The sequence below is a fragment of the Rhodococcus sp. MSC1_016 genome, from assembly GCF_023667485.2.
GTDB lineage: Bacteria > Actinomycetota > Actinomycetes > Mycobacteriales > Mycobacteriaceae > Rhodococcus_F > Rhodococcus_F oxybenzonivorans.
In genome coordinates, this window is record NZ_JAMOZI020000001.1 from 5,497,604 (window position 1) to 5,522,553 (window position 24,950).

The following is a 24,950-nucleotide window of genomic DNA, read 5'->3' on the forward strand; positions in this document are numbered from 1 at the left end:
CCGTTGACGGGATGTTGACCGGATCATTGGTGCTTACGAGCCAGGACGAATTAGCGCCGGGCGGCCCCCACCATCAAGTGTCACAGGAGATGTCAGTGAATCTCGAAGGACTCGAACACGACCGTCAGCTCAGTGTCTGCGCTGAACTCGGGGCCCTGGCGTCCGCACCGGGCGGCTACCAGGATTACGTCGATGCACTTTTCCGTCACGAGCCCCGCGAAGATCTCGCCGAATGGACCGACACCGCCCTCGCTGACCGCGCTTATGAGTACCTGAACTTCGCTCGGCTTCGGGCCGAGGGGACCGCACTGGTGCAGTGCGATCTTGCGGCGGGAACCAACCACGCACACATTTTGGTGGTCAGCACCGATCTTCCCTTCCTGGTCGACTCGGTCGCGATGGCTGTTCGACGGCACGGCAGCGTTTCCGCTCTTCGGCATGTCACGCTGGCAGTGCGCCGCGATACCGAGGGAGTGCTCGCCCCGGACGGTATAACCCGGCCCCGCCAGGACGATCAGTACGAAAACGATCCGCTGGTCGAGTCCTGGATGGAGATCACGTTCCAGCCGTCCGGAGGAAGCGAAACCACTTCCGCCGAGTTCGCCGCGATGATCGAGAACGCGATTCGCAGCACCCTCGCCGACGTCACGGTCGCAGTGACCGACCAAACCGACATGGAAGCCGTCGCCCGTCAGGCTGCACTGTCCCTGAAATCCGATGCGACCGAGAACCAGCTCGACAGCGCCTACGAAGCCAGCGAGCTCCTCCACTGGATGTGCGCCGAGAACTTCACCTTCCTCGGCTACTGCTCCTACCGCCTGATGAAGGAAACGGCGTCGGGAACGGCGACCCTCGAACCACTTCCGGCGACCGGACTGGGTATTCTTCGGCCCCATCACCATGAGCACCGCGACCACACCCTCGACCCGCTGACCGCGACTCGCGCGTTCGGCCCGGATGTGTTGATGGTGTCGGCGGCCGGCACCCGCAGCACGGTGCGCCGCGACGCCCCGTTGGACTACGTGGGAATCAAGATCGTCAATTCCGACGGGGTCACGGTCGGCGAGCACCGCTTCCTCGGTCTGTTCGAGAACACCCTCGACACGTCGGATATGCGGACGATTCCGGTCGTCAACCGAACTGCCGGACGCACTCTGGCGATGCTCGAGCGCGATCCGCGCTCCCGAGAAGGCCTAGAACTGCTCGACATTCTCCAGGACTACCCGCGGCGGGAGATTCTGCAGAGCACCGCCGAGGAGCTTGCACCAACGGTCCTCGCGGTGCTGCATCTGCAACGGCACCCACGTGTGCGGGCATTCATCCGCCAGGACACCTACGGCCGGGCCATCTCGATTCTGCTCTATGTCCCCCAGGACAGGTTCTCACCCGCCATTCGACGGGCGGTGGTGGCGGCGGTCTCCCAGTTCCTCGACGGCGCCGCGGTCGATCACAACACCCGAATCGGGGAAACCGCGCTGGTGCGTGTTCACGTCACCGCATGGCCGCACACCGCGGACGAGCGCATCGATGTCGCGGAGTTGTCGCGAGTCGTGGTGGAAGCGGCCCGGTCGTGGACCGAGAAGCTCGACGATCTGCTCTCCACGGCGTCGACGTCGGGGCACGACGACTTCATCCCCGTGGCAGTGCCCCTGAGTTATCAGGAGCGGTTCTCCCCCGCCGAAGCAGCCGCCCACTTGTCGGCCTTCTCCACACTGACGAAGGATCCGCACCGACGGCTGCAGCTGATCGTCACTCCGCCACCCGCGCGGAGCGCGGCCACGGACCTGATCTCGGCCATCGCCGTCACCACCGAGCCGATGGTCCTTGCTTCCGCGCTGCCGATCTTCGGGCACCTGGGATATGAACTCGCAGCAGAACATCCACAGACCCTGACCAGTGCCGACGGGCAACTCGCCTACGTGTACGAATTCATCCTCCGCTCGCGCTATCGCCAGCACCGACTGGACGCGCCCACGGCAGCGCGGACCGCCGAGGCGTTCGAGGCGAGCTACAGCGGGCACACCGATGCAGACGCGCTGCAGGCGCTGGTCACTACCGCGGCCATGGAGTGGCGGCAGGTCGTGGTCCTGCGCGCCTATGCCGCCTATCTGCGGCAGAGCGGTTGGACCTTCTCCTCGGAGTTCGTCAATTCCGTCATCGCCGGCCACCCGAAGATCGCCGCTGGCCTGTGGACACTGTTTCGCACGCGGTTCGATCCGGCGCTTGCTGACGGCGAACGCGACCACAGCGAACTGGTCGCGGAGATCGAAGGCGCAATCGACGAGGTTCAGGGAATCGAACCCGACCTGATCCTTCGGACCTTGCTCGATACCGTGCTCGCCACCTTGCGAACGAACGCGTTCCGGCGACTGTTCGTGCACACCGACGGACCGGTCGACACGGTCCTGAGTTTCAAGCTCGATCCCCGCAGGATTCGTGGCCTTCCCGCTCCCTTGCCGCAGCTGGAGACGTGGGTGTTCGCTCGCAACGTCATGGGCACCCATCTGCGATTCGGGCACATCGCGCGCGGCGGCATCCGGTGGACCGACCGGGTCGAGGATTTCCGCACCGAGGTGCTCGGGCTGGTGCGCGCGCAGATGGTGAAGAACGCGGTCATCGTCCCCACAGGAGCCAAGGGCGCTTTCCTTCCGCGGCTGCTGCACACCGGCGTTGACCGCGCCCAGCAACTCGAGATCGGGCGCGCCGCCTACAGCACGTTCGTCGAAGGACTGCTCGATCTGATCGACAACTTCACCAAGGACGAGTCCGGCACCTACCGCGTCGACCCGGCACCGCACACGGTGCGGCACGACGGTGACGACACGTATCTGGTCCTCGCCGCCGACAAGGGCACCGCCCAATTCTCCGATGTCGCGAACGCGATCGCCACGAACCGGGAGTTCTGGCTCGGGGACGCCTTCGCTTCGGGTGGGTCCAACGGATACGACCACAAGCAGATGGGCATCACCGCGCGCGGCGCCTGGGAGTCGGTACGCCAGCATCTGTTCGAGCTCGGCATCGACTCCGACACCGACCCGGTCACCGCGGTCGGGATCGGGGACATGAGCGGGGATGTCTTCGGGAACGGACTGCTCCGGTCCCGGTCCGTGCGCCTGGTCGCCGCCTTCGACCACCGGCACATCTTCCTCGATCCGCAGCCCGAGGCGGGCACGGCGTTCGAGGAACGGCAGCGGCTCTACGATCTGCCCGGCTCCTCATGGACGGACTACCGCCGCGACCTCATCAGCATGGGCGGCGGCGTCTTCCCCCGCTCGGCGAAGCGTGTCACCCTCGCTCCGCAGGCCCGTGCCGCACTGGGACTGGACGAGAAGCGGGCAGACTACACGCCGAACGAGCTGGTACGCGCGATCCTGTCGACGCCCGTCGATCTGCTGTTCAACGGCGGGATCGGCACCTATGTTCGGGCGAGTTCGGAAACCGATTCCGAGGTCGGCGACAGCGCGAACGACGCCGTCCGTATCACCGGGCGGGAGGTGCGTGCCCGTGTGGTCGGTGAAGGCGGCAACCTCGGCCTCACCCCGCTGGGGCGGCGCGAGGCGGCATTGCACGGCACACGGTTGAACACAGATGCGATCGACAACGTCGCCGGTGTCGATACCTCCGATCACGAAGTCAACATCAAGATCGCGCTCGACGATGCGGTCGCCGCCGGCGCCCTGGATCGGGAGAAGCGCAACATTCTGCTGCAATCGCTGACGGCCGATATCGCCGACCGCGTGCTAGCCCACAATCGTGCGCAGAACACCATGCTGTCGGTGGCCCGTGCCGAGGCCGCCGAGATGGCACCGGTGCATCGCAGGATGCTGACGACCCTGGAGGGGCAAGGGCTACTTTCCCGGGAGGTGGAGTCGCTGCCGAGTGACGCCGAGCTCGAACAGCGCATCACCCAGGGTGGGGCTCTGACCTCTCCCGAACTCGGCACCCTGCTTGCCTACGTGAAACTGGAGATGAAGTCGGCTGTGCTGGCGGCCGGGATCGCGACGGAATCGTGGGCCGAGCATTTCCGCACCGGGTACTTTCCCGCCGACGTTGTCGCCGTGTGCGGTGATCGTCTGGGGGCGCACCCATTGGCGAACGAGATCACCGCGACCGCAATCACCAATCGGCTCGTCGACGACAACGGCATCACCTTCGTGTTCCGGATGCAGGAGGAAACCGGGGCGTCGGTCGCGGCGATCATCCGGGCATGGGAAGTCGTTCGTCGCGCCGTCGGTCAGCGCAATTACCTGTCCAACATTGCCGCGCTCGACTCCTCGGTCACGACGGACACTCGCGTCCGGTTGCAGCTGAGCCATCGACGGCTCGTCGAGCGCTCGGTGCGCTGGCTCCTGGCGAGCCGACGGCAGACCATCGATGTGACCGGTGAAACTGCCCACTTCACTCCCGTTGTCGAGTCGCTGCGCTCCTCCCTTCCGGACTTCCTCGTCGGCGCCGACCGGGCCGCCGTCGACGCCAAGCAGCAGCGGTACCTCGACGACCGGAATGTCCCCGACTTCCTGGCACGCAGATCGGCGAGCCTGTTCCAGGAGTTCTCGCTGTTCCCGATCAGCGAAACCGCATTGCGTGCCGGCAGGGATCCGGAACGGACGGCGCGTACCTACTTCCAGGTCGCCGAGCGGTTCCGGCTCGACAAGCTACTGCGCCGGGTGGCCGCACTTCGCCGAGTGGACAACTGGGACGCCATGTCGCGGGCGGCACTCCGAGATGATCTCTACTTCGCGGTCAGCGATGCCACACGGCGTCTGATCGGTGACTCGGACCTACCGCAGTCGGAGGCCGCTCAGGTCGGCGACCTTTCCTCCGACTGGCTCGACAACCTGCTCGACGCGGCACTCGACCCGGCACGCGAACCCGAACTGGCGGTGTTGCTCGTGGCCACGAACGCCCTGCGTTCGTTTGCGGAGAACCTCGCCTAGCGGCATCGGTGACCGCGGCACCGCCAGGGCCACCCGGAGGTGCCGCGGTCGGTCGAGTCCACTCTCCGAGTCCAACACACACGTAACACTCGTATCGGAGCCAGATCCTCAATGCCAGCTACAACTGTGTCCGTTCACGACCTGCCCGAGCTCGCCGGTACGGATCTCGGCGTCGGCCCATGGCACGAAGTGTCCCAATCCGGACATCGATGATTTCGCCACGCTGACCGGTGGCGAACAGTGGATTCACGCGGCACCAAGCCCGCAGCTGTCATCGAACTGATCTACCGCACATACGAGTAGATCTCCAGTAGAGGGGAATCCGTCCGTTGTCGATCCTGAAAGCCGCCCCGTCGTGGACGCCGTCACTTGATCTCGGGGCGCTGAAGAACGCCACCGATGCCGACCCCGCCGCCTTCCTGCGCCCACTCGGCTCGGCAGGGATCGGCGCCTTGAAGCACCCGAGCGGAACCACCGCCGCACATGGTCGGCTCCTGCTCGGCTCCGGCAGCTCACCGAGATCGGGCGTGAGGATGCGTCGTCATGTCGCCGTCACGTTGTGCGCTCCGCACTGCCGCGGGCCGCGCGATCGGCCGAAAGAACCGGGGGTCGACAGCACCGAGGGCGGGCGGTAAGCGGTTCTCCGACAACGCTTATCAGGAGAATTCCGCCTACTTTTAGGTGGCACAGCAGTACCTGCTCCTCGACGTTCCGGCGGGTCACGATCTGCAACGCCCGGATGTCGCGGACTCGGTCGCCAGACGCGTGTTGCGATTTCTCGATGGGCCCGTCCCGAAGAACATGGCGGCGGAAGACGACACCGGCCTCAGCCCCTGTTTGCGAGCCCGAAAGATTGCACGAAACAACCTCAAGGAGTTCAGTTGTCCTCGCTACATTTCGACGAACGCGTTGCCATCGTAACCGGAGCCGGCAACGGGCTGGGCCGATCGCACGCCCTCGAACTCGCCCGCCGCGGTGCGCGAGTGGTGGTCAACGACCTGGGTGGCTCGCTGCATGGTGACGGACAATCAACGGGCGCGGCACAGGCCGTCGTCGACGAGATCACCGCGCTCGGTGGTACGGCGGTCGCCAACCGTGACAGCGTCGCCACGGAAGAGGGTGGCCGTGCGATCGTCCGGACGGCGCTCGAGGAATTCGGACGGTTGGACGTTCTGGTCAACAATGCTGGAATTCTGCGAGACAGGGCCTTTCACAAGATGGACGGTCCGATGATCGACGCCGTCATCGACGTCCACCTCAAGGGAACCCTGTTCGTCACTCAACCCGCCTTCCGTGCCATGCGGGAAGCGGGATACGGGCGCATCGTCAACACCAGCTCGGCCTCCGGCCTGTTCGGCAATTTCGGGCAGGCGAACTACGGCGCCGCGAAGGCGGGGATCGCCGGCCTCACCCGTGTTCTCGCGCTCGAAGGGGCGGCCTACGGGATCACCGCAAACGCGATTGCGCCGATCGCCGCCACCCGCATGACGGCAGGCCTGCTGGGTGATCTGGCGGCACGCGTGACACCGGAAGGCGTCAGCCCGGTCGTCGCATTTCTCGCGCACGAGGATTGCCCCGTCTCCGGTGCCGTGTACTCCGTCGCAGGCGGTCGGGTTGCAAAGGTCTTCGTCGGCGAAACCTCAGGGGCAGTCCTGGAGGAGCTGACGGCGGAAGCAGTCCGCGACCAGCTCTCGGAGATCGAGGATCAGAGCACGTATCACGAACCCACGTCATTGGACATGGCTACAGCGATCATCGCCCGCGCGCTCAGCTGACCGACAAGTGCGGGCAGCGACCACGTCGCTGCCCGCACTTGCTCCCGATCTCAGCTGCCGACGACGATATCCGCCGCCAACGGTCGTCGAGTCTGTCAGTACTACTGGTTCCGCCTCCGGCGCTCGATCATCTGATACGAGACGAAGCGCTTGAGCTCCTGGAGCGTTTCCGGAGGGAGCTCGCGCCGGATCGGCCCCTCGAGCGCCTCGGCTAGACGGTCCACATACCGGGCGGGGGTCATCCCGAACTCGACCCAGAGGTGTTCGTTCGCGATGGTACCGAAAGGTAGCCACGTCAAGGCGAACTCAACGAGGGCGTGCTCCTCGCGGCAGACGGTAGCAATGCCTCGATGGCGGCCCGGATGGTTGATTGGCCGGCGAGTCGGTGCCGGCCGTTGATCGTTTCTCATGTCAGATCCTGCGGAAGAGTGCGGCGAGGGCCTGGCCGCCGCCGATGCACATGGTGACGATGCCGAGTTCGAGGTCGCGGCGCACGAGGTCCTTCGCGAGGCGCAGGCTCAGGATCGCGCCGGTCGCGCCGACCGGGTGACCCAGAGCGATCGCCCCGCCGTACGGGTTGGTCTTTTCCGGGTCGAGCTTGGCGTCCCGGATCACCGCCACCGCCTGCGACGCGAACGCCTCGTTCAGCTCGATGACGTCGATGTCACCGGGGGTGGTGCCGGTCTGCTCGAACAGCTTCTGGAGCGCCAGAACGGGGGCGTACCCCATCAGGCCCGGGTCCATCGCCGCGGTCGCGACGGCCTCGAGGGTGACGAGCCCGGTCAGGCCCTTCTCGCTGGCGGCGAACTGGGTGGCCAGCACCAGGGCCGCGGCTCCGTCGTTGATACCGGACGCGTTGCCCGCGGTCACCGAGCCGCCCTCCTCGAACGCCGGCCGCAGCTTCGCCAGGGTCTCGAGGGTGGTGCCGGGATTGGGGTGCTCGTCGACCTCGATCGTCTTCGGGTGGCGGCCCCCGATCTCGACGGGGGTGATCTCCTCGGCGAACGCGGCCTTCGCGGCCTCGGAGGCGGCGCGGCGCTGGCTCTCGACCGCGAACTCGTCCTGCGGCTGCCGGCTGACGTCGTACTTGCGGGCGACCGCCTCGGCGGTGCGGCCCATGTGCACGCCACCGAACGGGTCGGTCAGCATCGCGACCGTGCCGTCGACGAGCGTGCGGTCGCCGAGTTTGTAGCCGGAGCGGGCGGAGAAGTCGTAGAACGGCATCCGGGACATACTCTCGTCGCCGCCGGCGAGGGCGAAGTTCACCCCACCCCAGCGCATCTGCTGCGCCGCCGACTACACCGCTTGGAGGCCGCTGCCGCAGAGGCGGTTGACCGTGTAGGCGGGGGTGCTCTCGGGTAGGCCTGCTGCGAGGGCGACCCGGCGGGCGTTGTAGGCGTCCGGTCCGACCTGACCGATGCAGCCCATGACCACCTCGTCGATGTCGCCGCCCGGCACCCCGGCACGCCCCAGCGCGGCCTTGACGGCGGTGGCACCCAGCTCGTGCGCGGGCACGCCGGCGAGCGTGCCACCGAAGCTGCCGATCGGGGTCCTCGCGCCGTCGACAACGATGATCGGTTCGGGAGAATTCATGACGTGCCTTTCAGGTTGCACTGCCGGGCGGGCAGCAGCGGTACGCAAGCTCTCGATTTGGTCCCTACGATGTTCGGTTTGACCCGACGGTCGACGGGGCCTGTATCAACGTCGAAGGGGGCGGCACCGGTCGGCGCCGCCCCCTTCGAATGGATCACACCGGAACGACTTCTTCCTCGAGGTGATTTTCCCGCACTTCGTCGGTCTCGAAGCCGGAGGCGACCGACCAGTAGTACCCTGCGAGGCCCGCGATCGCCACCGGGATGAGGTCCCAGCCCTCGCCGAAGACGGGGTGGTCGAGCGGCCCGTAGCTACCGTAGAAGGACAGGAAGAGCACGGCCATCAGCAACGCGACGAACCAGGTCGATCGGGAGACATGCACCCGGCCAACAGTGTTACTCATCAGGTAGAGGACGATCCCGCCGACGGCGAGCACCGCTGTACAGGCCATCAGGTAAGCGGGGGTATCCCACGCTCCCTCTCGCTGGCCGCCGCTCACCGTCATGAACCATCCACCCTGCCAGCTCACAAAGCCCCACACCGTAAGGAACACAGCGGACCAGCTGTACGCGCGAATGCGGGTGATCCAGTTCTGTCGTACGGCGATGTATGCGACGTACGCCGGGGTGCCCGCGAACACCACGATGGACAGGTTGAGGACGGTCGAGAAGCCGGCGACATACACCAGGATCAGGGTTGCTACGAAGCTGGCGGGCGCCCAGAATCCGGCATTCCGCAGGCGGAACGGACGGGGCAGGTCCGGGGCGGTGCGGCGGAGAACCATCATGCTCGAGCTGCCGACGAGGTAGCTCAGCAGCAGTGCCACCGACACGATGGAGACGAGGCGGTACCAACTCGGCAACGGGAGCAGGAACAGGCAGGACACCGCGAAGGAGACGATCAGCGAAATCCACGGCACTGCAAATCGGTTCAGCCGCTGCAACAGCGACGGGGCCATATCGTGCTCGGACAGTGCGTAGGTCGACCGCGTAGCACTGCCGAGGAACACCCACCCGGTTGCGGCCGGAGACACGATCGCGTCGATCAGCAGCAGGGTGCCGAAACCACCGAATCCGGCGGCGATGAGGGCCTGGAACAATGGCGCCGACGCCCAGTCACTCGACAGCAGCGATCCCCATTCGCCCGGCGCGAGGCCGGCGGCAGCCCAGTCGAGCGCTCCGATGAACGCCACCTGGAGCAGCACGTAGACGACCATCGGAATGAGGATGGACGCGGCAATCGCGATCGGGATGTTGCGCTGCGGGTTCTTGCATTCGCCACCGAAGTCGAGGACCTGACGGAAGCCCAGGTAGGCGAAGGCGATACCGGTGGCGGGGATGGCGTGGAGGACACCGTCGAAGCCCATGGCGAAGAAGCCGGTCTCGGTGAAGTTGGAGCTGCGGAATGCGGTGAACAGCAAGATGAAGGTGAGCGTCGGAATCGCGATCTTCCATAGTGTGATCCAACGGTTCGCTTCACTGAGCATTTTGATGCCGAAGATGTTGAGGACCGTGAAGACTGCGAGGATGGCGACACCGGCGAGGATGCCCCTCGGCCAGGTCAGGATCTCGAGTCCGTCGACCTCGTGCATCAGTCCAAGTTGGGGCCAGTTACTGCTGACATAGGTCAGTACTGCCTGCGCCTCGAGGGTGGTGACTGCGACAGTGGCGATCCAGTACGCGCCGCCGACCAGCCAGCCGGTCATCATGCCGTGCGACAAGCTCGGGTACCGGACCGGTCCGCCCGAGCGGGGAAGCATGGCGCCCAGTTCCATCCAGGGCATCGCGATGACACCGAAAAGTAGAGCCGCGAGTACCCAGGACACGATTGCGGCCGGTCCTGCGGCCCCTGCGGCGGACAGAACGGCGAACAACCACCCGGAGCCGATCTGCGCACTCACACCGAGGAAGATCAGGTTGGTCAGGGACATCGAGCGCGTCAATTTCTCCGACGACGCTCCCGGGGCGGCGATGCCACCCGATGGTGCGGATGAAAGTGCCATGAGTTTCCTGTTTCGTGATCAGCGGCGCCGGCAATTTCGATCGGCACATGAGCGCTGAGGGGGGAGGCGGGTGCCCTGCATCCGGATGTCTTCGAAATCCAAAGCGCCGGAGGAGGACAGCTCGAAGATTACAGGGCATTGGTGACGGAGAACACAGTCACAAGAGTGTGTTCACCGCAGGTGATGGCAGCGCGTGCATTCGCTTATCACCGGAGTCGGAAATGTCTTCGACCAGGGAGGTGCCGGGACGAAAGTGCACGGGCAGAAAGAGATCTGGGCGCCTGCCACTTGGGCGGACGGGCCACTCTGGAAGCGGCGGAGATTACTCTTCTCGGCCAGAGGAAGGCGGCGAGTGCGCCATTGAACTTGCCGCCCTCCCTTGGCTTTTCGGGGGCTGGGCGCGGCGATGGCGGGTGCATCGTTGAACACACCATTCGCCGCGCCCGATTGTCGATGCGCCGTCGGCAGGACTGGTCCTAGCCGGTGACCTCGCCGGGGAGCCGTACCCCGACGCGCTGGTCAGAAGACGAGCGACACCGAATTCTCGACGGCACCGGACTGGAATCGGGCCAGGGACAGCTCAGAGAGGTCGATGCTGGTGATCGCCCCAGTGGTGACCTGCTCGGTGACGAGCCGGCCGATCTCCGGTGCCTGAATTACTCCGTGGCCGGAAAAGCCACATGCGTTGATCCACTGCGGTTCTCGCGGGTCTGCGCCAACGATTCCAGCGTGGTCCGGGGTGTTCTCGTAGGTGCCGGCCCAGCATGCCTTGCGGTCGAGAGGCAAGTCCACCATCCAGGGGAAGCGGTCGGCGGCCAGCGCCAGCAGCTCCTCCATCCACGGCCAGTCGACCGCAGTGTTGTATCCGTCGATCTCGGTGGGCTTGGCGCCGGCGAAGAGCAGTCGTGTCCCCTCGCTGCGCATATAGACCCCGGTCCCCGCGTCAATTGTCATCGGCACGTAGTTGTCGAGCGCGCCCTCCGCGGTGGCGTAGACATTGCGGCGCGAGTGCACCACGGGCACATCCAGCCCGGCGAGACCGGCAACCTCGCCTGCCCAACCGCCCGCGGCATTGACCACGTGACGCCCGGTCACCGTACGTTCACCCGCCGTGATCGTCCACAGCCCGTCGACCTTAGAGGTCCCGTCCACCGGCGCGCGGAAGAAGACATCGGCACCATTCCCGCGAGCGAGGGTGAGGAACGCGTTCGTTACTCCGTGCGGGTCGACTTGCCCGTCGGCGGTCCCCCACGTCGCCCCGCCGATTCCGGCCGGGTCGAACGGAGTGATCTCCTGAGCACGCGCAATATCGAGCACCTCGACCGGGACACCGTGGGAGCGCTGCAGCTCGACCGCCTGGAGCTGACGTTCCCAGCTCGCTTCCGGGATCAGCAGGAGGTACCCGGTCGGGCGGTATCCGATATCGATACCGTACCGGTCCTGGAAGTCCCGGTAGAAGCTGATGCTGCGCCAGGACAGCTCGGTGTTGAGGTCGTCGGCCCACTGCGCGCGGACCGAGGCGAACGACAGCCCGGTGCTTCCCTCGGCCGCACCGGCCCTTGCCTCGAGCACGGCGACCTCGAGCCCCTGCTGGGCCAGGTGGTGTGCACAGCTGGCACCGACGATGCCGGCTCCGACGACCACGACGTCGTACACGGTTGGTTCGGTCATGACGTTTCCTGTCGTGGATCGGACATTACTTCTCGAGGTGGGGGTAGCGGAAGTCCGTCACCCTCAGGTGGTTTTCCTTCGTGGTGCGCGGGCTCGCGAAGCGAATCAGGTTCCACACCGTGCCGGCCTTGTCGTTGGTGCCCGACGCGCGCGCGCCGCCGAACGGCTGCTGTCCGACGACCGAGCCGGTGGGCTTGTCGTTGACGTAGAAGTTGCCCGCCGTGTACCGCAGGGCGGCGTCGGCCTCTTCGACCGCGCGGCGATCTTCTGCGAACACTGCGCCGGTGAGGCCGTACGGGGTCGAGCTGTCCACCAGGCGCAGCACCTCGTTCCAGTCGGAGTCCTCGTACACGTAGGTCGTCAGAACCGGGGCGAAAATTTCCTCGGTGATGAGCGGCGAGTGCGGGTCGGTGACCTCGAGGATGGTGGGGTCGACGAACCAGCCGACGCTGTCGTCGGTGTTACCGCCGACGACCACGGCCTTGTCTGCGCGGGCCCGGGCGAGGATCTCGGTGTGCTTGGCGTGCTGGCGGCCGTTGATGACGGCGCCGACGTAGACCTCGGGGTCGGTGGGGTCGCCGACCTTGATCTGTTCGGTCAGCGCAACGAGCCGATCTTTCAGGCGCGGCCAGAGGCTGCGCGGCACGTAGACGCGGGAGGCGGCCGAGCACTTCTGACCCTGGAATTCGTAGGCACCGCGGATACAAGCGACGGCCAGGGCCTCGAGATCGGCGCTCGGGTGGGCCAGGATGAAGTCCTTGCCGCCGGTCTCACCCACGACGCGTGGGTAGTTGCGGTACGTTCCGACGTTCTTGCCGACCTCCTGCCACATGTGCTGGAAGGTGCCGGTGGAGCCGGTGAAGTGGACGGCCGCGAGGTGCTCGCTGCTGAGGGCGGTGGGGCCCACGTCGCTGCCGGTGCCGTAGACGACGTTGATGACGCCGTCCGGCAGGCCGGCTTCACGCAGCAACTGCAGGGACAGGTGGGCGACGAGCGAGGCGCTCTCGGCCGGCTTCCACACGACGGTGTTGCCCAGCACTGCGGGCCCGAACGCGAGGTTGTTCATGCAGGTGAAGTTGAACGGGGTGACCGCGAAGACGAAGCCTTCCAGCGGTCGGTACTCGATCCGGTTCCACGCCCCGGCCTGCGAGCCGGGCTGCGTCTCATACATGTCGAGCATGTTCTTGACGTTGGCGCGGATGAAATCGACTGTCTCGCAAGCGGCGTCGATGTCGGCCTGATAGGTGGTCTTGGACAGTTCGAGCATCGTCGCGGCGTTGAGCTTGGCCCGCCACGGGCCGTGCTCGAGCATGTCGGCGGCCTTGAGGAAGGGGGCGACCCGTTCCTCCCAGGGCAGGAAGCCCCACCACCGGGACGCCTCGAGTGAGGCATCGATGGCGGCCTGGGTCTCCGAAGGTCCGGCCAGGTCGAGCTCGCCGAGCTTCTGCGCGTGGTTGTGGGGCGCCTGGATGGCCATCGTGCGACCGGTGCGGACCTCCTTGCCCGCGATGGTGCTCGCGACCTGGAAGTCGGTGTTGCGGATCTCGTCGAGCGCGGCGGCGATTTCTGCGCGCTCGGTCGAGCCGGCAGCGAAGGCGTAGGGATCGGTGGGGCCGATGGGGAAGAGGCCGGTACGGCCGGCGGAAATATTCATCAATCGTCTCCAAAACGGGGTGGTCGATGGTCTGACCAACGGTCCCACAGCGGTACGAGTGAGTCAATGCACAGCAGTTAACGGTTTGTTACGGCGGCCACTAAGTTTGTTAACGGCGTTACGAGCGCCAACGCCTCAAATGCTCGGCCATGGCCGCGCGGGCGCCGTCACCGTCGCGTGCGATGACCATGGTGAGCAGCTCGATCACTTCTTCACGCAACAGCTCCGGACTCGATGCGCTCGGCTCGACCTGGGCGAAGCTGCGGGCAAGTGCGTCGTGGATACCCGCCGAGATCGCGACCCGGACGGCATTGTGCGAGAGCGCCGGCAGCAGTTCGTGGACGGTGAGGTCGAGGGCGCGGACCCGATCCCAGTCGGTCGAACCCGAGACACCCAGTTCGCGCACCTCGTCAAGGATCTTTTGCAGACCCGCCAGCTCCTCGTCGGTCGCACGCCGGGCCGCCAGCTCGGCGTTTTCCTGCTCGAAGTCGATGCGGTAGTCGGTGAGATCTTCCTCGGACACGGACTCGAACGCGAGGAGCATCGCCAGTGCCGAGCCCATCAGGCCCGGGTCAGGCGGGTTGAAGAACGCGCCGCCGCTGCCGCCGAGGCGCACCGTGATCAGCCCGTGCGCCTCGAGTGTGCGCAAGGACTCGCGGACCGTGGTACGGCTGACCTGCAGCAACCTGGCCAGCTCTCGTTCACTCGGAAGCTTCTCCCCCGGAGCGACCCCTCCGCTCAGCAGGATCTCGCGGAGCTTGGCGACCACGTCGTCCACTGACGTCGTGCGGACCGCGGGTGAGAGCAGCGACTCGAAGTCGGCGCCGAGGGGAGAGGCTGTGGACATGGCGTATGTGTATCACAGCGACGCCCGAGGTCATCAGCCCCGACGAGGCACGCTGGCCGAGACGAGACATAAGTTTCCCTTACCACTGACGCTAGCTGAAGACCGTTCCCTTATCTGATTCCGTCGGCAACCATCGACTGTGCAACCAACTCCACGGGAGCGACCTTCAACCGCCTGCGGCGGGCTCGGCGCGCATGCCGCGGCAGCCGTTCGCCGTTGACGACGCCCTGCCCTCCAGCCCGGAAGAGACGACATGAGCACCACGAACCTCGCCCAACTCCTTCTGCAGCGGTCATCGGATCGACCCGATCTCCGGGTGGGCACCGTCGACGACCAGATCCTCCTGTCCGACGCGGTCCGCGTCGCCGCCGCGGGTGCGCAGGCGCTGCAGGAACTGGGCATTCGGCGTGATCAGCGCCTGGCCATCGTCGCGAACAATTCGACCGAGTACATGCTGGTGTGGATGGCGTGTCTGCTCTCGGGGACCCCGGTGGCCCTGGTGAACCCCACGTATCCGCCGGAATTGCTCGCACAGATGCTCGAGCGCCTGGACCCGACCGCCGTGTTCACCGACCTCGACACTCTCCCCGCGACGTTGCGCACCTTTCCGCTGTCGAGCGCACGGGCGTGGTCACCGGTCGATCCGCAGTCCAGTCCCGGTCTCGACGCCGCACCGTCAGACCTCGCCTCGTTCATGCACACCTCCGGAACCACAGGGCTGCCGAAGTTCTGCGCCCAGACCCACGAGTATTTCCTGCGGCTGGGTTCGGCGATGGCCGACGCCCTCGACCTGCAGGCAGGCGACCGCATGCTCGCCCCCCTGCCACTGTTCCACATCAATCCAATGGGATACGGCATCATCGGCGCCCTGTGCGCCGGCGCCGATGCACTGACGGTCCGGAAGTTCTCGGCCAGCGGCTTCTGGCCGGCTGTCCGCGAACACGGGGTGACCGCGCTGGCGCTGCACGCACCGCCCGTCGAGATCCTCAAGCGGGCCACCACCACCGCCGAATCCGGTGAGCACAGCGTCCGCACCATGTTCTACGCCGACCGGGAGTTCATGTCCCGCTTCGGGATTCCCGTCGCCGTGTCCGGCTACGGCTCCACCGAGGCGGCCGGAGTGAGCCACCTGCACCGCTGGTCCCTCGCCGACGAATCCGAGATCCCGTCCAACGCCAGCCGATTCGGCGGTCAGACCCGACCCGACGTCGAGGACCGCCTCGACCACGACGGTCAGATCTACGTGCGCGAGACCGCGCCGAACACCCTGTTCGCCGGATACTTCCGGGACGGCGCCGTCGACCCGAGCCGCGACGAGGACGGATGGTTCGCCACCGGTGACCTCGGCCGACGCGACGAACAGGGTCGCCTGGTGTTCCTCGAGCGGGCGGCCGAAAGCATCCGCGTCAAGGGCGAGTTCGTGCCCATTCCGTACGTCGAGGAACGACTCGGCACGATCGATGCCCTCACCGACCTCGCGCTGTGGAAGAAGCCCGGTGAACTGGTCGACGACGACGTCGTCCTCTACGTGGTCGCCGACAGCGTGCCGCTCGAGTCCATCCGCGACGCCGTCGCCGATCTGCCGGTGTTCATGCGTCCCGCCCACATCGCGCGCGTGGCGACGATTCCCCGCGACGCGGCCGCCGGCAAGGTACAGCGTCGGCTTCTTCACGATCAGCAGGTCCTGTCCTGGACTGCGATGTCCTGACGACCGCGCCCGGACCGACTCCGGCCGGTCCGGCGATCCTCCCCTCCACGAAAAGACGCACCCCATGACTGTCATCGCAGTACTACCCGGCGACGGGATCGGCAGCGAGATCCTCGACGGACCACTCGAGTTCCTCCGCCGACTCGCTGCCGACGGAGCTCCTCTCACGCTGACCGAACCGCTGCCCTACGGCACCTCCGGTTGGCAGGCGACCGGTTCGATCCTGCCGGAGGAGACCATCGAGGTGTGCCGCACCGCCGATGTCGTGCTCAGCGGGGCAGTCGGAACGCATCCAGGGGTCACCGCCTCGCAGTGCCCCAATCCGGAGGCGGCGCTGATTTCCCTCCGCAACCTGTTCGACCTGCGGGTCAGTGTCCGCACCGTCTGGGTCCCGCAGCTGAGCGAGGACGTCACCATCGTCCGCAACATCACCGGCGGCGCCTACGCCGATCCCAGCCAGCGGCAGGAGAGCGACGGTGTCAGCGCCGCAGTCGACCAGCTCCGGCTCCTGCCCACTCGTGTCGGCGAGGTCCTGGAGATGGCGGCCGACTTCACCGTAGATGCTCCCGGGCGCAGGTACATCAGTGTCGACAAGGCCAGCGTTTTCGCGACCTCACGGCTGTGGCGAGCCACTGCCGAACAGGTCGCCGACCGGACCGGGGTTGCGTTCGATCACGTCAACGTCGATCGCGCAGCCTACGAACTGGTCAGTGATCCGCAGCTGCCCGCAGTAATCGCCACGGAGGGCATTTTCGGCGACATCCTGTCCGATATCGTCTGCGCCCGGGCCGGCTCCCCCGCTCTGTGCGGGTCCGCGACCATCAACCCCGACCGGAACTTCGGGGCGGGCATCACCGCGCTGTTCGAGCCGGCACACGGGTCCTCACCACACCGGACCGGCACCCGCCGTTCCAACCCGACGGGCGCCTGGCTCGCGCTGGCAGCACTGCTTGACTGGTGCCCCGACCTGCGGCCCCTGGGCCAGGCAACCCGGATCCGTTCCGCGCTCGAGTTGGTGCACCGTTCGGGTGTGCGCACCTACGACCTCGCCACACCCGAGCAGGAACTCGTCGACATGGACGGCTACAACGCCCGGATTCTCGACCAACTACAAGCGCTCCAGCCTGCCTGAGTGGCGGGCACGCGGGGGCGCCCCCGATGAACCGTCCCGGCCACCCATCCGACACCAACCCTGCCTCACTTCCGATACCGAGATCACGAGCAAAGGTCCAATCATGAGTTTCTGGAGATATCTGGTCGACGAGAAGATCGCCGCCCCCGCACGCCAATTCAGCGAAGACGTCGTCAAACCCGTCGCCGACGAGATCGACCACCAGGACGTGTATCCGGTGGATCTGGTCGAGCAGACCGCGAAGCTGGGGTGGAACGCGATGACCCTGCCAACCCGGTTCGGCGGGCAGGGTGAGTCGATGGAGAACGCGCTCGGGGTCTTCGAGGAACTCGGAGCCGGGTCGGCGAGCCTGGGCGTCTCACTGATCACCATCCTGCAGAGCAGCAAGATCATCGAACTCTACGGCCGCGACAGCCTCAAGGAACGCGTCCTTCCACGGTACGCACAAGGCCTGCGCGCCTCCTACGCACTGACCGAGCGCGGGCACGGCAGCGACATCCGCACCCTCGACACCAAAGCCCGCGGCAACGAACGCGACGGGTGGGTACTGACCGGAGAGAAGGCATTCATCACCTCCGGATCGCGGGCGGAGTTCTTCGTCGTGCTGGCCGAAACCCCGGTCGGAGTCTCCACCTTCGCAGTCGATCGCGACGCCCCCGGTGTCAGCACCCGGCAGACCCGGGAAGCACAGACCTTCGGATTGCGCAACGGCCCGCACGTCAACCTCGTTCTCGACGATGTCGAGATCCCCGGCGACGCCCTCATCGGTGAGGAAGGCAACGGGCTGCGGCAGGCCCTGGTCACCTTGTCGAACAGTCGCACCCTCGCGGCGGGCATTTCCCTGGGCATCGCGCGTGCGGCGTTCGACGACGCGTTCGCCTACGTGCGCACCCGGCCCGCGTTCGACGGCAACGTGATCGACTTCCAGGGCATCCAATGGTATTTCGCCCAGGCTGCCGCGGAGATCGATGCCGCCCGACTCGTGACGTATCAGGCCGCCCGCGACCTCGACTCCGGCGGGGATTACCAGCGGTCCTCGTCCGCGGCGAAACTGCTTGCCGCCGAACTGGCTACGAAGGTCGCGAGCATGGCCGTGCAGGTTTGCGGGGCGACCGGCACCCAAGAAACCTCACCGTTCGGGCGCTACTTCCGCGACGCCAAGGCCTATGAGGTGGCCGGGGGCTCATCCGAGGTCCTGAAGAACACCATCGCCAAGACCCTGATCAAGTCGGCCCGCTGACCAGACGCCGAGAGCAAGGAGAACACCCGTGGATTTCGGAACGGACAAAGTCGACCAGGTGTGCCCGGCCCCGGACCCGGCCCCGCATGCGCCGCGACGGTTCACCCTGCCCGCGGGGGCGGTCGATACCCACGCGCACGTCGTGGGGGACTCCTTCGTTCCCGAGCGCAGCTACACCCCGCCGCCCGCGTCGACCGAGCAGTACCTGTCCATGCTCGACGCCGTGGGCACCACCTACGGGGTGCTGGTGCAGATCAGCGTGCACGGCACCGACAACACGGTCATGCTCGAGGCCGTGGAGGGTGCCCGTGACCGGCTGCGTGCGGTCGCCGTGGTCGCCCCCGACGTCGGCGACCGCACGCTCGCCCACCTGCAGGACTCGGGTGTCGTGGGGTTGCGGCTCAACACGCTCTCGGGCGGCGGCATCGGACTCGATCAGCTCGCCCGGTACGACGCCATCTGCGCGGAGATGGGCTGGCACTTACAGTTCCTCACCAACACCCGGCATCTCGCCGCCGCGGCCGCGGACCTGCGCACGCTGACCGTGCCCTACGTGGTCGATCACATGGGCGACTTCGACGTCACCGCCGGTGTCGACGCGCCCGAGTGGACCCAGTTCCTGAAACTGATGGCGGACGGCGCGTGGGCCAAACTGTCCGGGGCGTTCCGAATGGCGCGAACGGCCGACTACTCCGACACGATTCCGTTCGCGCAGAGCCTGATCGAAGCCGCGCCCGAGCGCTGCGTGTGGGGTTCGGACTGGCCGCACGTCGGGTTCTGGGGACAGATGCCCAACGTCGGTGACCTCCTGGATCTGCTGCCCGACTGGGCACCGGACCCCGCGACCCGCGAGGCGATCCTCACCACCAACGCACACCGGCTGTACGGATTCACCCACTCCTGAGCACAGTTCACTGTTCATCCGAGAGGACGCCCGCCATGACCCCACCATTCGACGCTGTCCACCACGTCTGCATCGTCGTGCCCGACATCGACGCCGCCGTGACGTTCTACGAGGAGATCGGGATCGGTGAGTGGCAGGATTTCCCCCCGCTCAGCGCGTTCACCGACCTCGATGTCCCGGACCGTGAGGCCTTCCTGGACCTGACCTACAAGTACACCGACGCCCCGGGACTCCAACTGCAACTGTGTGAGCCCGGTCCCGGGGGCTCGCCGCAGCGACAGTTCCTCGACCGTACGGGCGGCGGTGTCTTCCACATCGGTTTCGTCGTCGACGACGTCGATGCGGGAACCGAGGCCGCCCGCGAGGTCGGCTTGGAACCGTGGATGTACGGGCGACGCCCCGACTCGACCGGGTTCACCTATCTACAGACCCCTGAGCTGGCGGGTGTCACGCTCGAGATCCGGCAGAGCCCGAACCGGTAACCAGCCGGGACGAGCAGTCTGCTCTTGACCTCACAGACCCATCGTGCGATCGTTGGTCAGACCATCGACCACTCGATTCCTATCGAAAGAGATACTCGATGAACATCCTCGTGGTCTTCGCGCACCCGGAACAGCGCTCGTTCTGTGGCGCGCTCAAGGACACCGCGGTGCGGACACTGACCGACCTCGGCCATGATGTGTCGGTCTCCGACCTCTACGCGATGAAATGGAACGCCGAGCTCGATGCCCAGGACTTCACCGGCGAGCGAGTCGATGAAAATTACCTGGACCTTTCCCGCGAGCAGGAGCACGCCTTCGCCACCCAGACGCAGGCGTTCGACATCGAGCTGGAACAGCGGAAGGTGGCCGAGGCCGACCTGATCCTCTTCCACTTCCCGGTGTGGTGGTTCTCGATGCCCGCCGTCCTCAAGGGATGGGTGGACCGGGTGTTCGCCCGCGGTTTCGCCTACTCCGCCGGCCGCAAGTACGGGACGGGCCACTTCACTGGAAAGAAGGCCATGGTGTGCCTGACGACCGGAACCGCCTCCACGCTGTACGAGCCGAACGGCATCGACGGCGACCTGCTCCACGTGCTGTGGCCCATCCACAACGGGATACTCGCCTACACCGGATTCACCGTTCTGCCGCCGTTCGCGGCCTGGATGCCCGGCAACGTCACCGCCGAAGAGCGTCAGGGCTACCTGGACGCGTACGCCCGCTCCCTGACGACCATCGAGGACACCGAACCGTTGTTCTTCCACCCCTGGGAGGACTACGACAGGACTCAGCGGCTCAAGCCCGGCGTCAAGGCGCGCTCCGGTGTCCAGTGGAATCCGAGCGCCGGCCAGACGTTCGAGCAGGCCGCGCAGGAGTACGACCGACGTGCGGCAACAGAGAGGTGACCAAGACCGTGACCAGAGATTTCCAGGCCCTCCACCACGTCTGTGTCGTCGTGAGGGACATGGACCGGGCCGTGGCCTACTACGAGTCCCTCGGGATCGGCCCCTGGCATCCCTTTCCGTCGCTCGAGGCCTACCGCCCGAACCTCCAGGCCCCCGACGTCGACGACTTCATGAAGCTCGAGTACCGATACGCCGATCTCGGCAACGTGCAACTGCAGCTGTGCTGCCCGCCGGAGGGGAACACGCTGCAGCGCCAGTTCCTCGACGAACACGGCGAAGGGGTGTTCCACCTCGGTTTCTCCGTTCCCGACGTCGACGAGGCCGAAGCCCGGGTCACCGCCGCCGGACCGACTCCCAAGTTGCGGGGGCGGTTGCCTAGCGGTGCCGGATTCACCTACTTCGATACCGACACCGCCGGCGCGGGCATCACCTTGCAAATCCGTGCTGCTCGCTAACCGCCCAGCTCGAACCCGGCGGCAGCTGCCGCCCACCCTCCAACTCGGCCTCGGGGCGGCAGCCCTGGGGGCGTCGGGAATCTTCATCGCCCTCGCCTCGGTGTCGACCGCCACGACGATTCTGGTCCGCTATCTGATCGCGGTCCCGATTCTCGCGGTCCTCGCGTGGCGTGAATACCGCAAGCACGGCCCGCTGCCACGGCGGGTGCTGGCCGTACAGTTGGTTGCTGGTGTCTTGTTGGGTGTGGATATGGCGATGTGGGCCCAATCGGTCATGCTCGTCGGAGCCGGCGTCTCCAGTGTTCTGGTCAACATCCAGGTCGTGGTCGCTCCCCTACTCGGACTGTGCATCACGGGCAAACGGCCGTCGAAGGCCTACGTCGTCGCAGTCCCGTTTCTGCTGTCCGGGGTGGCGCTCACCAGCGGTATCGCACAGCCCACGGCCGACCTCCACACGATTGTGTACGGATCCGCGCTGGCCCTGGTAGCCGGGATCTGTTACGGCGCCTACGTCTTCGCCATCGGCGCGTGGTGCCCACCGAACCGTGCCTCCTCTCAGGTCTTTTGCTCGTCCGTCGTCGCGTGGGCCACCGGCACAGTGCTCGCCCTCATATGGGACCCGCTCGATCTGTCGCCCGGGTGGGCGGCGATCGGCTGGCTCGCCGCACTCGCGATCGTCGGCCAGGTCGCCGGCTGGATCCTCGTCGGCGTATCCCTGCCGCGCCTCACCCCCGGCGTGGGGGCGAGCATCCTGATGCTCCAACCCGTTCTCGCCGTCGTCTTGGGTGTCGTGGTCCTCGGCGAGCGCCTTTCCCTCACCCAGATCGTCGGTGTCGTCATGGTCACCCTCGCCATTCGGGTGGTTGCGATGCCGCCACGGAGGGTGAACCGTCCGGCACGCTTGGCGCCGACCCCGAAGTGATCCCACACGGCGACACGGCCCGCAGTGCGCCGGAATCCGAGGACCACATCCCGGACCCGGTGCGCTCGTAGCGATCTCGACGCCCGGGCGGGCGAAACACACACTCAGTGCTGGTCGGCAGATGCCGGAGTAAGGGGCGGGCGCCCCACGCCGGACAGTTCCACGGAACGGTCGCGTGCCGCGGTCAATGCTCCTCGGAACGTTCGCCGAATGTCGGATTGTTCGAAGACCTCCAACGCCGCCGCCGTTGTCCCCGCGGGCGAGGTCACAGCCGCACGCAGCTGGACCGGGCCGACGTCACCGACACCTAGCATCGCCGACGAGCCGGCGAGGGTTCCGGTCACCAACCGGTCCGCTGTCACCCGGTCCAATCCCAGCGTCATCGCCGCGTCGATCATCATCTCTGCGACGAGGAACACGTACGCAGGGCCCGAACCGGAGACCGCGGTGACAGCGTCGAGCTGGTCCTCGGGAACGCGCAGTACCTCACCGACCGATTCCAGCACGGATTCGACAAGCCGCAGATCGTGTTCGGTTGCCCCGGCGCCACGGGCGATCGCAGTGACCGCCGCACCCACCGTCATGGGGGTGTTCGGCATCGCGCGTACCACCGGCACCACCGAGGGAAGAAATTGCTCGATTCTGTTGGTGGGCATCCCGGCTACCACCGACAACACGACCGGACGGAGAGCCGATCCGCGCAACGCCGAGCCGAGGTCGGTCAACACCCCCTCGATCTGCTGCGGCTTCACCGCCACGACCAGGACGTCACACTCGCCGGGCAGATTCCGCAAGTCGGCTACTCGCACGCCGTGCCGGTGCGCGACATCGAATGTCCGTTCCATACTGCGACCGACGACGGTGATCGATTCAGCAGACGTCCCCGCTCGACACAGTCCTGCTACGAGTGCCTCGCCGATCCGGCCGACACCAATGACGGTTACTCTCACGCACCAAGTTTCCCACGACATGAGTTGTCCCACTAGGTGTCTCACGCACCTCCTGCAGAGAAATCCTCTTAACGGTGAGATGACCACCCTAGGGTTCGGTAAGCGGAAGAACACACGCCACCCACCCAATCACGCCCAGAGGTCTTCGACCGAAAGACAATCCGTTCCACGGACTCGACCGGAGCTGCGTAGTGCTGCAGGAGGCAGATATGCCCGATGGGTCCGCCGGGCACCGGCCACTGACACCGGTGGAGTCTGTCAGACAGTCTCCGATGCCCGAGCTGAATTCAACAGCCATGCGATGGTCGAAGCAACGTCACCGGCGGCGAGTTCCCCAGGGCCATTGTCCTTCAACGCCGCTGAGGTGAGAGCGAAGCGTGCCTCGCTGCCAGCCAGAACCACCGACGGGCAACCCATCTCCGCAAGTTGGGCACGGGCCCGTTCTACCTCGTGCATCCGACGCTCGGCGTGCTGAACATGGCTGGTGATCAGCATCTCCAAGAAGGGAACGAACCCAATGGTGTCGACATCGGTCAGTACGTCATAGAGACTGCTGCGAAGACCCTGTTGCTCGGCGGCCATGAAACACTCGACCACAAGTGATTCGAGGCCCTTGGTCAGAATCGTACGCAGTAGCTTGATTGCGGCGGCATCACCCGCCCGGCCGCCGGTCATCGTCTGCACCGGCGCCCCAAACACTGCGAACTCGGCAAGTACTTCACCAGCCTTCGGGCCCGCAGCCAACAACGGGGTGCGCGACCCGGTCAGTGTCACTGACCCCATAATCACGGCATCGACATACTCGATACCGTGTGCCGCGAGCGTGGTCGAGCACTCGCGCTTATCATCGGGTGAAGCGGTCGTCAGATCGACCACCACGGCGTGACTGGGCAGCTTTCCGATCAGAGACGCGGTAATGGACTTCACCAAGTCTCCGGACACGCAGATCCACACCCGGTCCACGTCGCCGACGGCCTCGTCCAGCGAGAGATGGAGCACCGCCCGGGTCTGATCGGCGACTGCGGTCGTCGTCGCTGACGGACGAGGGTCCACGAGCACGAGTTCGTAGCCGGCGGCCGCACCCGCCAAAGCGTACGCACGCCCAACTTCCCCACACCCGACAATCGCTACCTTCACGACGTTCCCTACTTTCGTTAGCCTTCTGTTGCTTCGAGGATGACACGATCAGTAGCCAGTTCGGCAGACGATTTATCTTTCGCCGGCGCATGACAATGCTTATCGGTTGGCCGAAGTGTAGGGTTTCGGCTCGTTTGTCACTTGTCTGAGCTTCTGAGTTGCGAGTTCTCGACGTCGTGTCAGTGTGTAGTTCTGACGAACTTGTTAGAATCCTCAGCCCCGGTCTCTTCGCGTGAGTGGGAGGTTACAGACACAGGGGCCACGGCTTGGGTACCCGTCAGCCCACAAGCGAGATTGACATCGGCAGAGCGATACGAGTCGTATTCCCCGTCTTCGACGGCGGACACAGTACGACGACGCTCGCTGCACGGATGGCCGATCGACCGGCGGTGCACCGCACCCTGGCCGAGTTGGACGACCTCGGGTTCACTCTGCGGGCCGCGTTGGATAAAGAGATGCCCGAATCATCAATCGCGGGTCCCCATGCTCTGCGCATCAACCACGCGGAAGTCCCGATGCCAACGAACTTCAGCTTGATACTGCAGCGACCCGGGGCGATTGACGATTCGCCTTGGGTAACCAAACGCACTGTCAGACAATACTTTCCGATCACCGAAAACACAGATTATGTCGACTAAA

The 24,950-nt window shown here is 65.9% G+C and carries 18 protein-coding genes and 1 pseudogene; 11 read left to right on the forward strand and 8 right to left on the reverse strand.

Annotation, left to right across the window (positions count from 1 at the left end):
- Nucleotides 1–95 precede the first annotated feature (95 nt).
- The 3 genes from L1080_RS25655 to L1080_RS25665 all read left to right on the forward strand — a co-directional run bounded on the left by L1080_RS25655 (nt 96) and on the right by L1080_RS25665 (nt 6,712).
- A complete protein-coding gene (locus tag L1080_RS25655; protein ID WP_250775220.1) occupies nt 96–4,937 on the forward strand; it encodes an NAD-glutamate dehydrogenase in 4,842 nt (1,613 codons plus the stop codon).
- 329 nt (nt 4,938–5,266) lie between these two features.
- Nucleotides 5,267–5,572, forward strand: coding sequence for a hypothetical protein (locus L1080_RS25660; RefSeq protein WP_250775222.1), 306 nt, complete (start codon nt 5,267–5,269; stop codon nt 5,570–5,572).
- 246 nt (nt 5,573–5,818) lie between these two features.
- The gene (locus tag L1080_RS25665; RefSeq protein WP_250775231.1) at nt 5,819–6,712 is read left to right on the forward strand and encodes an SDR family NAD(P)-dependent oxidoreductase; all 894 of its coding nucleotides are present in this window, start codon (nt 5,819–5,821) and stop codon (nt 6,710–6,712) included.
- A 101-nt stretch (nt 6,713–6,813) separates the two neighbouring features.
- On the opposite strand, the gene L1080_RS25670 is transcribed toward L1080_RS25665, so the two are convergent.
- The 6 genes and pseudogenes from L1080_RS25670 to L1080_RS25695 form a co-directional block, all read right to left on the reverse strand.
- Nucleotides 6,814–7,122, reverse strand: a complete 309-nt coding sequence (locus L1080_RS25670) for a hypothetical protein (RefSeq protein ID WP_250775234.1) — start codon at nt 7,120–7,122, stop codon at nt 6,814–6,816.
- A gap of 1 nt (nt 7,123) precedes the next feature.
- A pseudogene (locus L1080_RS25675) lies at nt 7,124–8,305 on the reverse strand (thiolase family protein).
- Between the two features lie 154 nt (nt 8,306–8,459).
- A complete protein-coding gene (locus L1080_RS25680; RefSeq protein ID WP_250775236.1) occupies nt 8,460–10,307 on the reverse strand; it encodes an APC family permease in 1,848 nt (615 codons plus the stop codon).
- A 519-nt stretch (nt 10,308–10,826) separates the two neighbouring features.
- Entirely contained in the window at nt 10,827–11,978 is a 1,152-nt protein-coding gene (locus L1080_RS25685; protein WP_250775238.1) for an NAD(P)/FAD-dependent oxidoreductase, read from the reverse strand.
- A gap of 25 nt (nt 11,979–12,003) precedes the next feature.
- A complete protein-coding gene (gene pruA / locus L1080_RS25690) occupies nt 12,004–13,632 on the reverse strand; it encodes an L-glutamate gamma-semialdehyde dehydrogenase (protein ID WP_250775240.1) in 1,629 nt (542 codons plus the stop codon).
- 118 nt (nt 13,633–13,750) lie between these two features.
- On the reverse strand, nt 13,751–14,479 hold the full coding sequence (locus L1080_RS25695) for a FadR/GntR family transcriptional regulator (protein ID WP_250775250.1): 729 nt from the start codon (nt 14,477–14,479) through the stop codon (nt 13,751–13,753).
- A gap of 253 nt (nt 14,480–14,732) precedes the next feature.
- Between L1080_RS25695 and L1080_RS25700 the strand changes: the two genes are divergently transcribed.
- From L1080_RS25700 to L1080_RS25735, 8 genes are all read left to right on the forward strand, one after another.
- Nucleotides 14,733–16,187, forward strand: coding sequence for a class I adenylate-forming enzyme family protein (locus L1080_RS25700; protein WP_250775253.1), 1,455 nt, complete (start codon nt 14,733–14,735; stop codon nt 16,185–16,187).
- Nucleotides 16,188–16,251: 64 nt separating this feature from the next.
- Nucleotides 16,252–17,319: an isocitrate/isopropylmalate family dehydrogenase gene (locus L1080_RS25705; protein WP_250775255.1), complete on the forward strand. Its 1,068-nt coding sequence runs from the start codon at nt 16,252–16,254 to the stop codon at nt 17,317–17,319.
- Nucleotides 17,320–17,422: 103 nt separating this feature from the next.
- Nucleotides 17,423–18,559, forward strand: a complete 1,137-nt coding sequence (locus L1080_RS25710; protein WP_250775257.1) for an acyl-CoA dehydrogenase family protein — start codon at nt 17,423–17,425, stop codon at nt 18,557–18,559.
- A 28-nt stretch (nt 18,560–18,587) separates the two neighbouring features.
- Entirely contained in the window at nt 18,588–19,463 is an 876-nt protein-coding gene (locus L1080_RS25715; protein WP_250775265.1) for an amidohydrolase family protein, read from the forward strand.
- A 35-nt stretch (nt 19,464–19,498) separates the two neighbouring features.
- Entirely contained in the window at nt 19,499–19,945 is a 447-nt protein-coding gene (locus L1080_RS25720; RefSeq protein ID WP_250775274.1) for a VOC family protein, read from the forward strand.
- 98 nt (nt 19,946–20,043) lie between these two features.
- Nucleotides 20,044–20,847 carry an NAD(P)H-dependent oxidoreductase gene (locus L1080_RS25725; RefSeq protein ID WP_250775275.1) on the forward strand — a complete coding sequence of 268 codons (804 nt, stop codon included), beginning with the start codon at nt 20,044–20,046 and terminating at the stop codon, nt 20,845–20,847.
- An 8-nt stretch (nt 20,848–20,855) separates the two neighbouring features.
- The gene (locus L1080_RS25730; RefSeq protein ID WP_250775276.1) at nt 20,856–21,302 is read left to right on the forward strand and encodes a VOC family protein; all 447 of its coding nucleotides are present in this window, start codon (nt 20,856–20,858) and stop codon (nt 21,300–21,302) included.
- Nucleotides 21,289–22,224, forward strand: a complete 936-nt coding sequence (locus tag L1080_RS25735; protein ID WP_250775278.1) for a DMT family transporter — start codon at nt 21,289–21,291, stop codon at nt 22,222–22,224. The genes L1080_RS25730 and L1080_RS25735 overlap by 14 nt, the downstream gene beginning before the upstream one ends.
- Nucleotides 22,225–22,328: 104 nt before the next feature.
- On the opposite strand, the gene proC is transcribed toward L1080_RS25735, so the two are convergent.
- Together proC and L1080_RS25745 are read right to left on the reverse strand one after the other, a co-directional pair.
- Nucleotides 22,329–23,174: a pyrroline-5-carboxylate reductase gene (proC, locus tag L1080_RS25740; RefSeq protein ID WP_250775280.1), complete on the reverse strand. Its 846-nt coding sequence runs from the start codon at nt 23,172–23,174 to the stop codon at nt 22,329–22,331.
- A 258-nt stretch (nt 23,175–23,432) separates the two neighbouring features.
- Complete coding sequence (locus L1080_RS25745; RefSeq protein ID WP_250775282.1) at nt 23,433–24,311, reverse strand: NAD(P)-binding domain-containing protein; 879 nt, start codon at nt 24,309–24,311, stop codon at nt 23,433–23,435.
- Nucleotides 24,312–24,950 lie beyond the last annotated feature (639 nt).

Coding starts and splice junctions, on each gene's coding strand:
- L1080_RS25670 (WP_250775234.1), bottom strand. CDS start 7,122: ATGAGAAACGATCAACGGCCGGCACCGACTCGCCGGCCAATCAACCAT.
- L1080_RS25680 (WP_250775236.1), bottom strand. CDS start 10,307: ATGGCACTTTCATCCGCACCATCGGGTGGCATCGCCGCCCCGGGAGCG.
- L1080_RS25685 (WP_250775238.1), bottom strand. CDS start 11,978: ATGACCGAACCAACCGTGTACGACGTCGTGGTCGTCGGAGCCGGCATC.
- pruA (WP_250775240.1), bottom strand. CDS start 13,632: ATGAATATTTCCGCCGGCCGTACCGGCCTCTTCCCCATCGGCCCCACC.
- L1080_RS25695 (WP_250775250.1), bottom strand. CDS start 14,479: ATGTCCACAGCCTCTCCCCTCGGCGCCGACTTCGAGTCGCTGCTCTCA.
- L1080_RS25700 (WP_250775253.1), top strand. CDS start 14,733: ATGAGCACCACGAACCTCGCCCAACTCCTTCTGCAGCGGTCATCGGAT.
- L1080_RS25705 (WP_250775255.1), top strand. CDS start 16,252: ATGACTGTCATCGCAGTACTACCCGGCGACGGGATCGGCAGCGAGATC.
- L1080_RS25710 (WP_250775257.1), top strand. CDS start 17,423: ATGAGTTTCTGGAGATATCTGGTCGACGAGAAGATCGCCGCCCCCGCA.
- L1080_RS25720 (WP_250775274.1), top strand. CDS start 19,499: ATGACCCCACCATTCGACGCTGTCCACCACGTCTGCATCGTCGTGCCC.
- L1080_RS25725 (WP_250775275.1), top strand. CDS start 20,044: ATGAACATCCTCGTGGTCTTCGCGCACCCGGAACAGCGCTCGTTCTGT.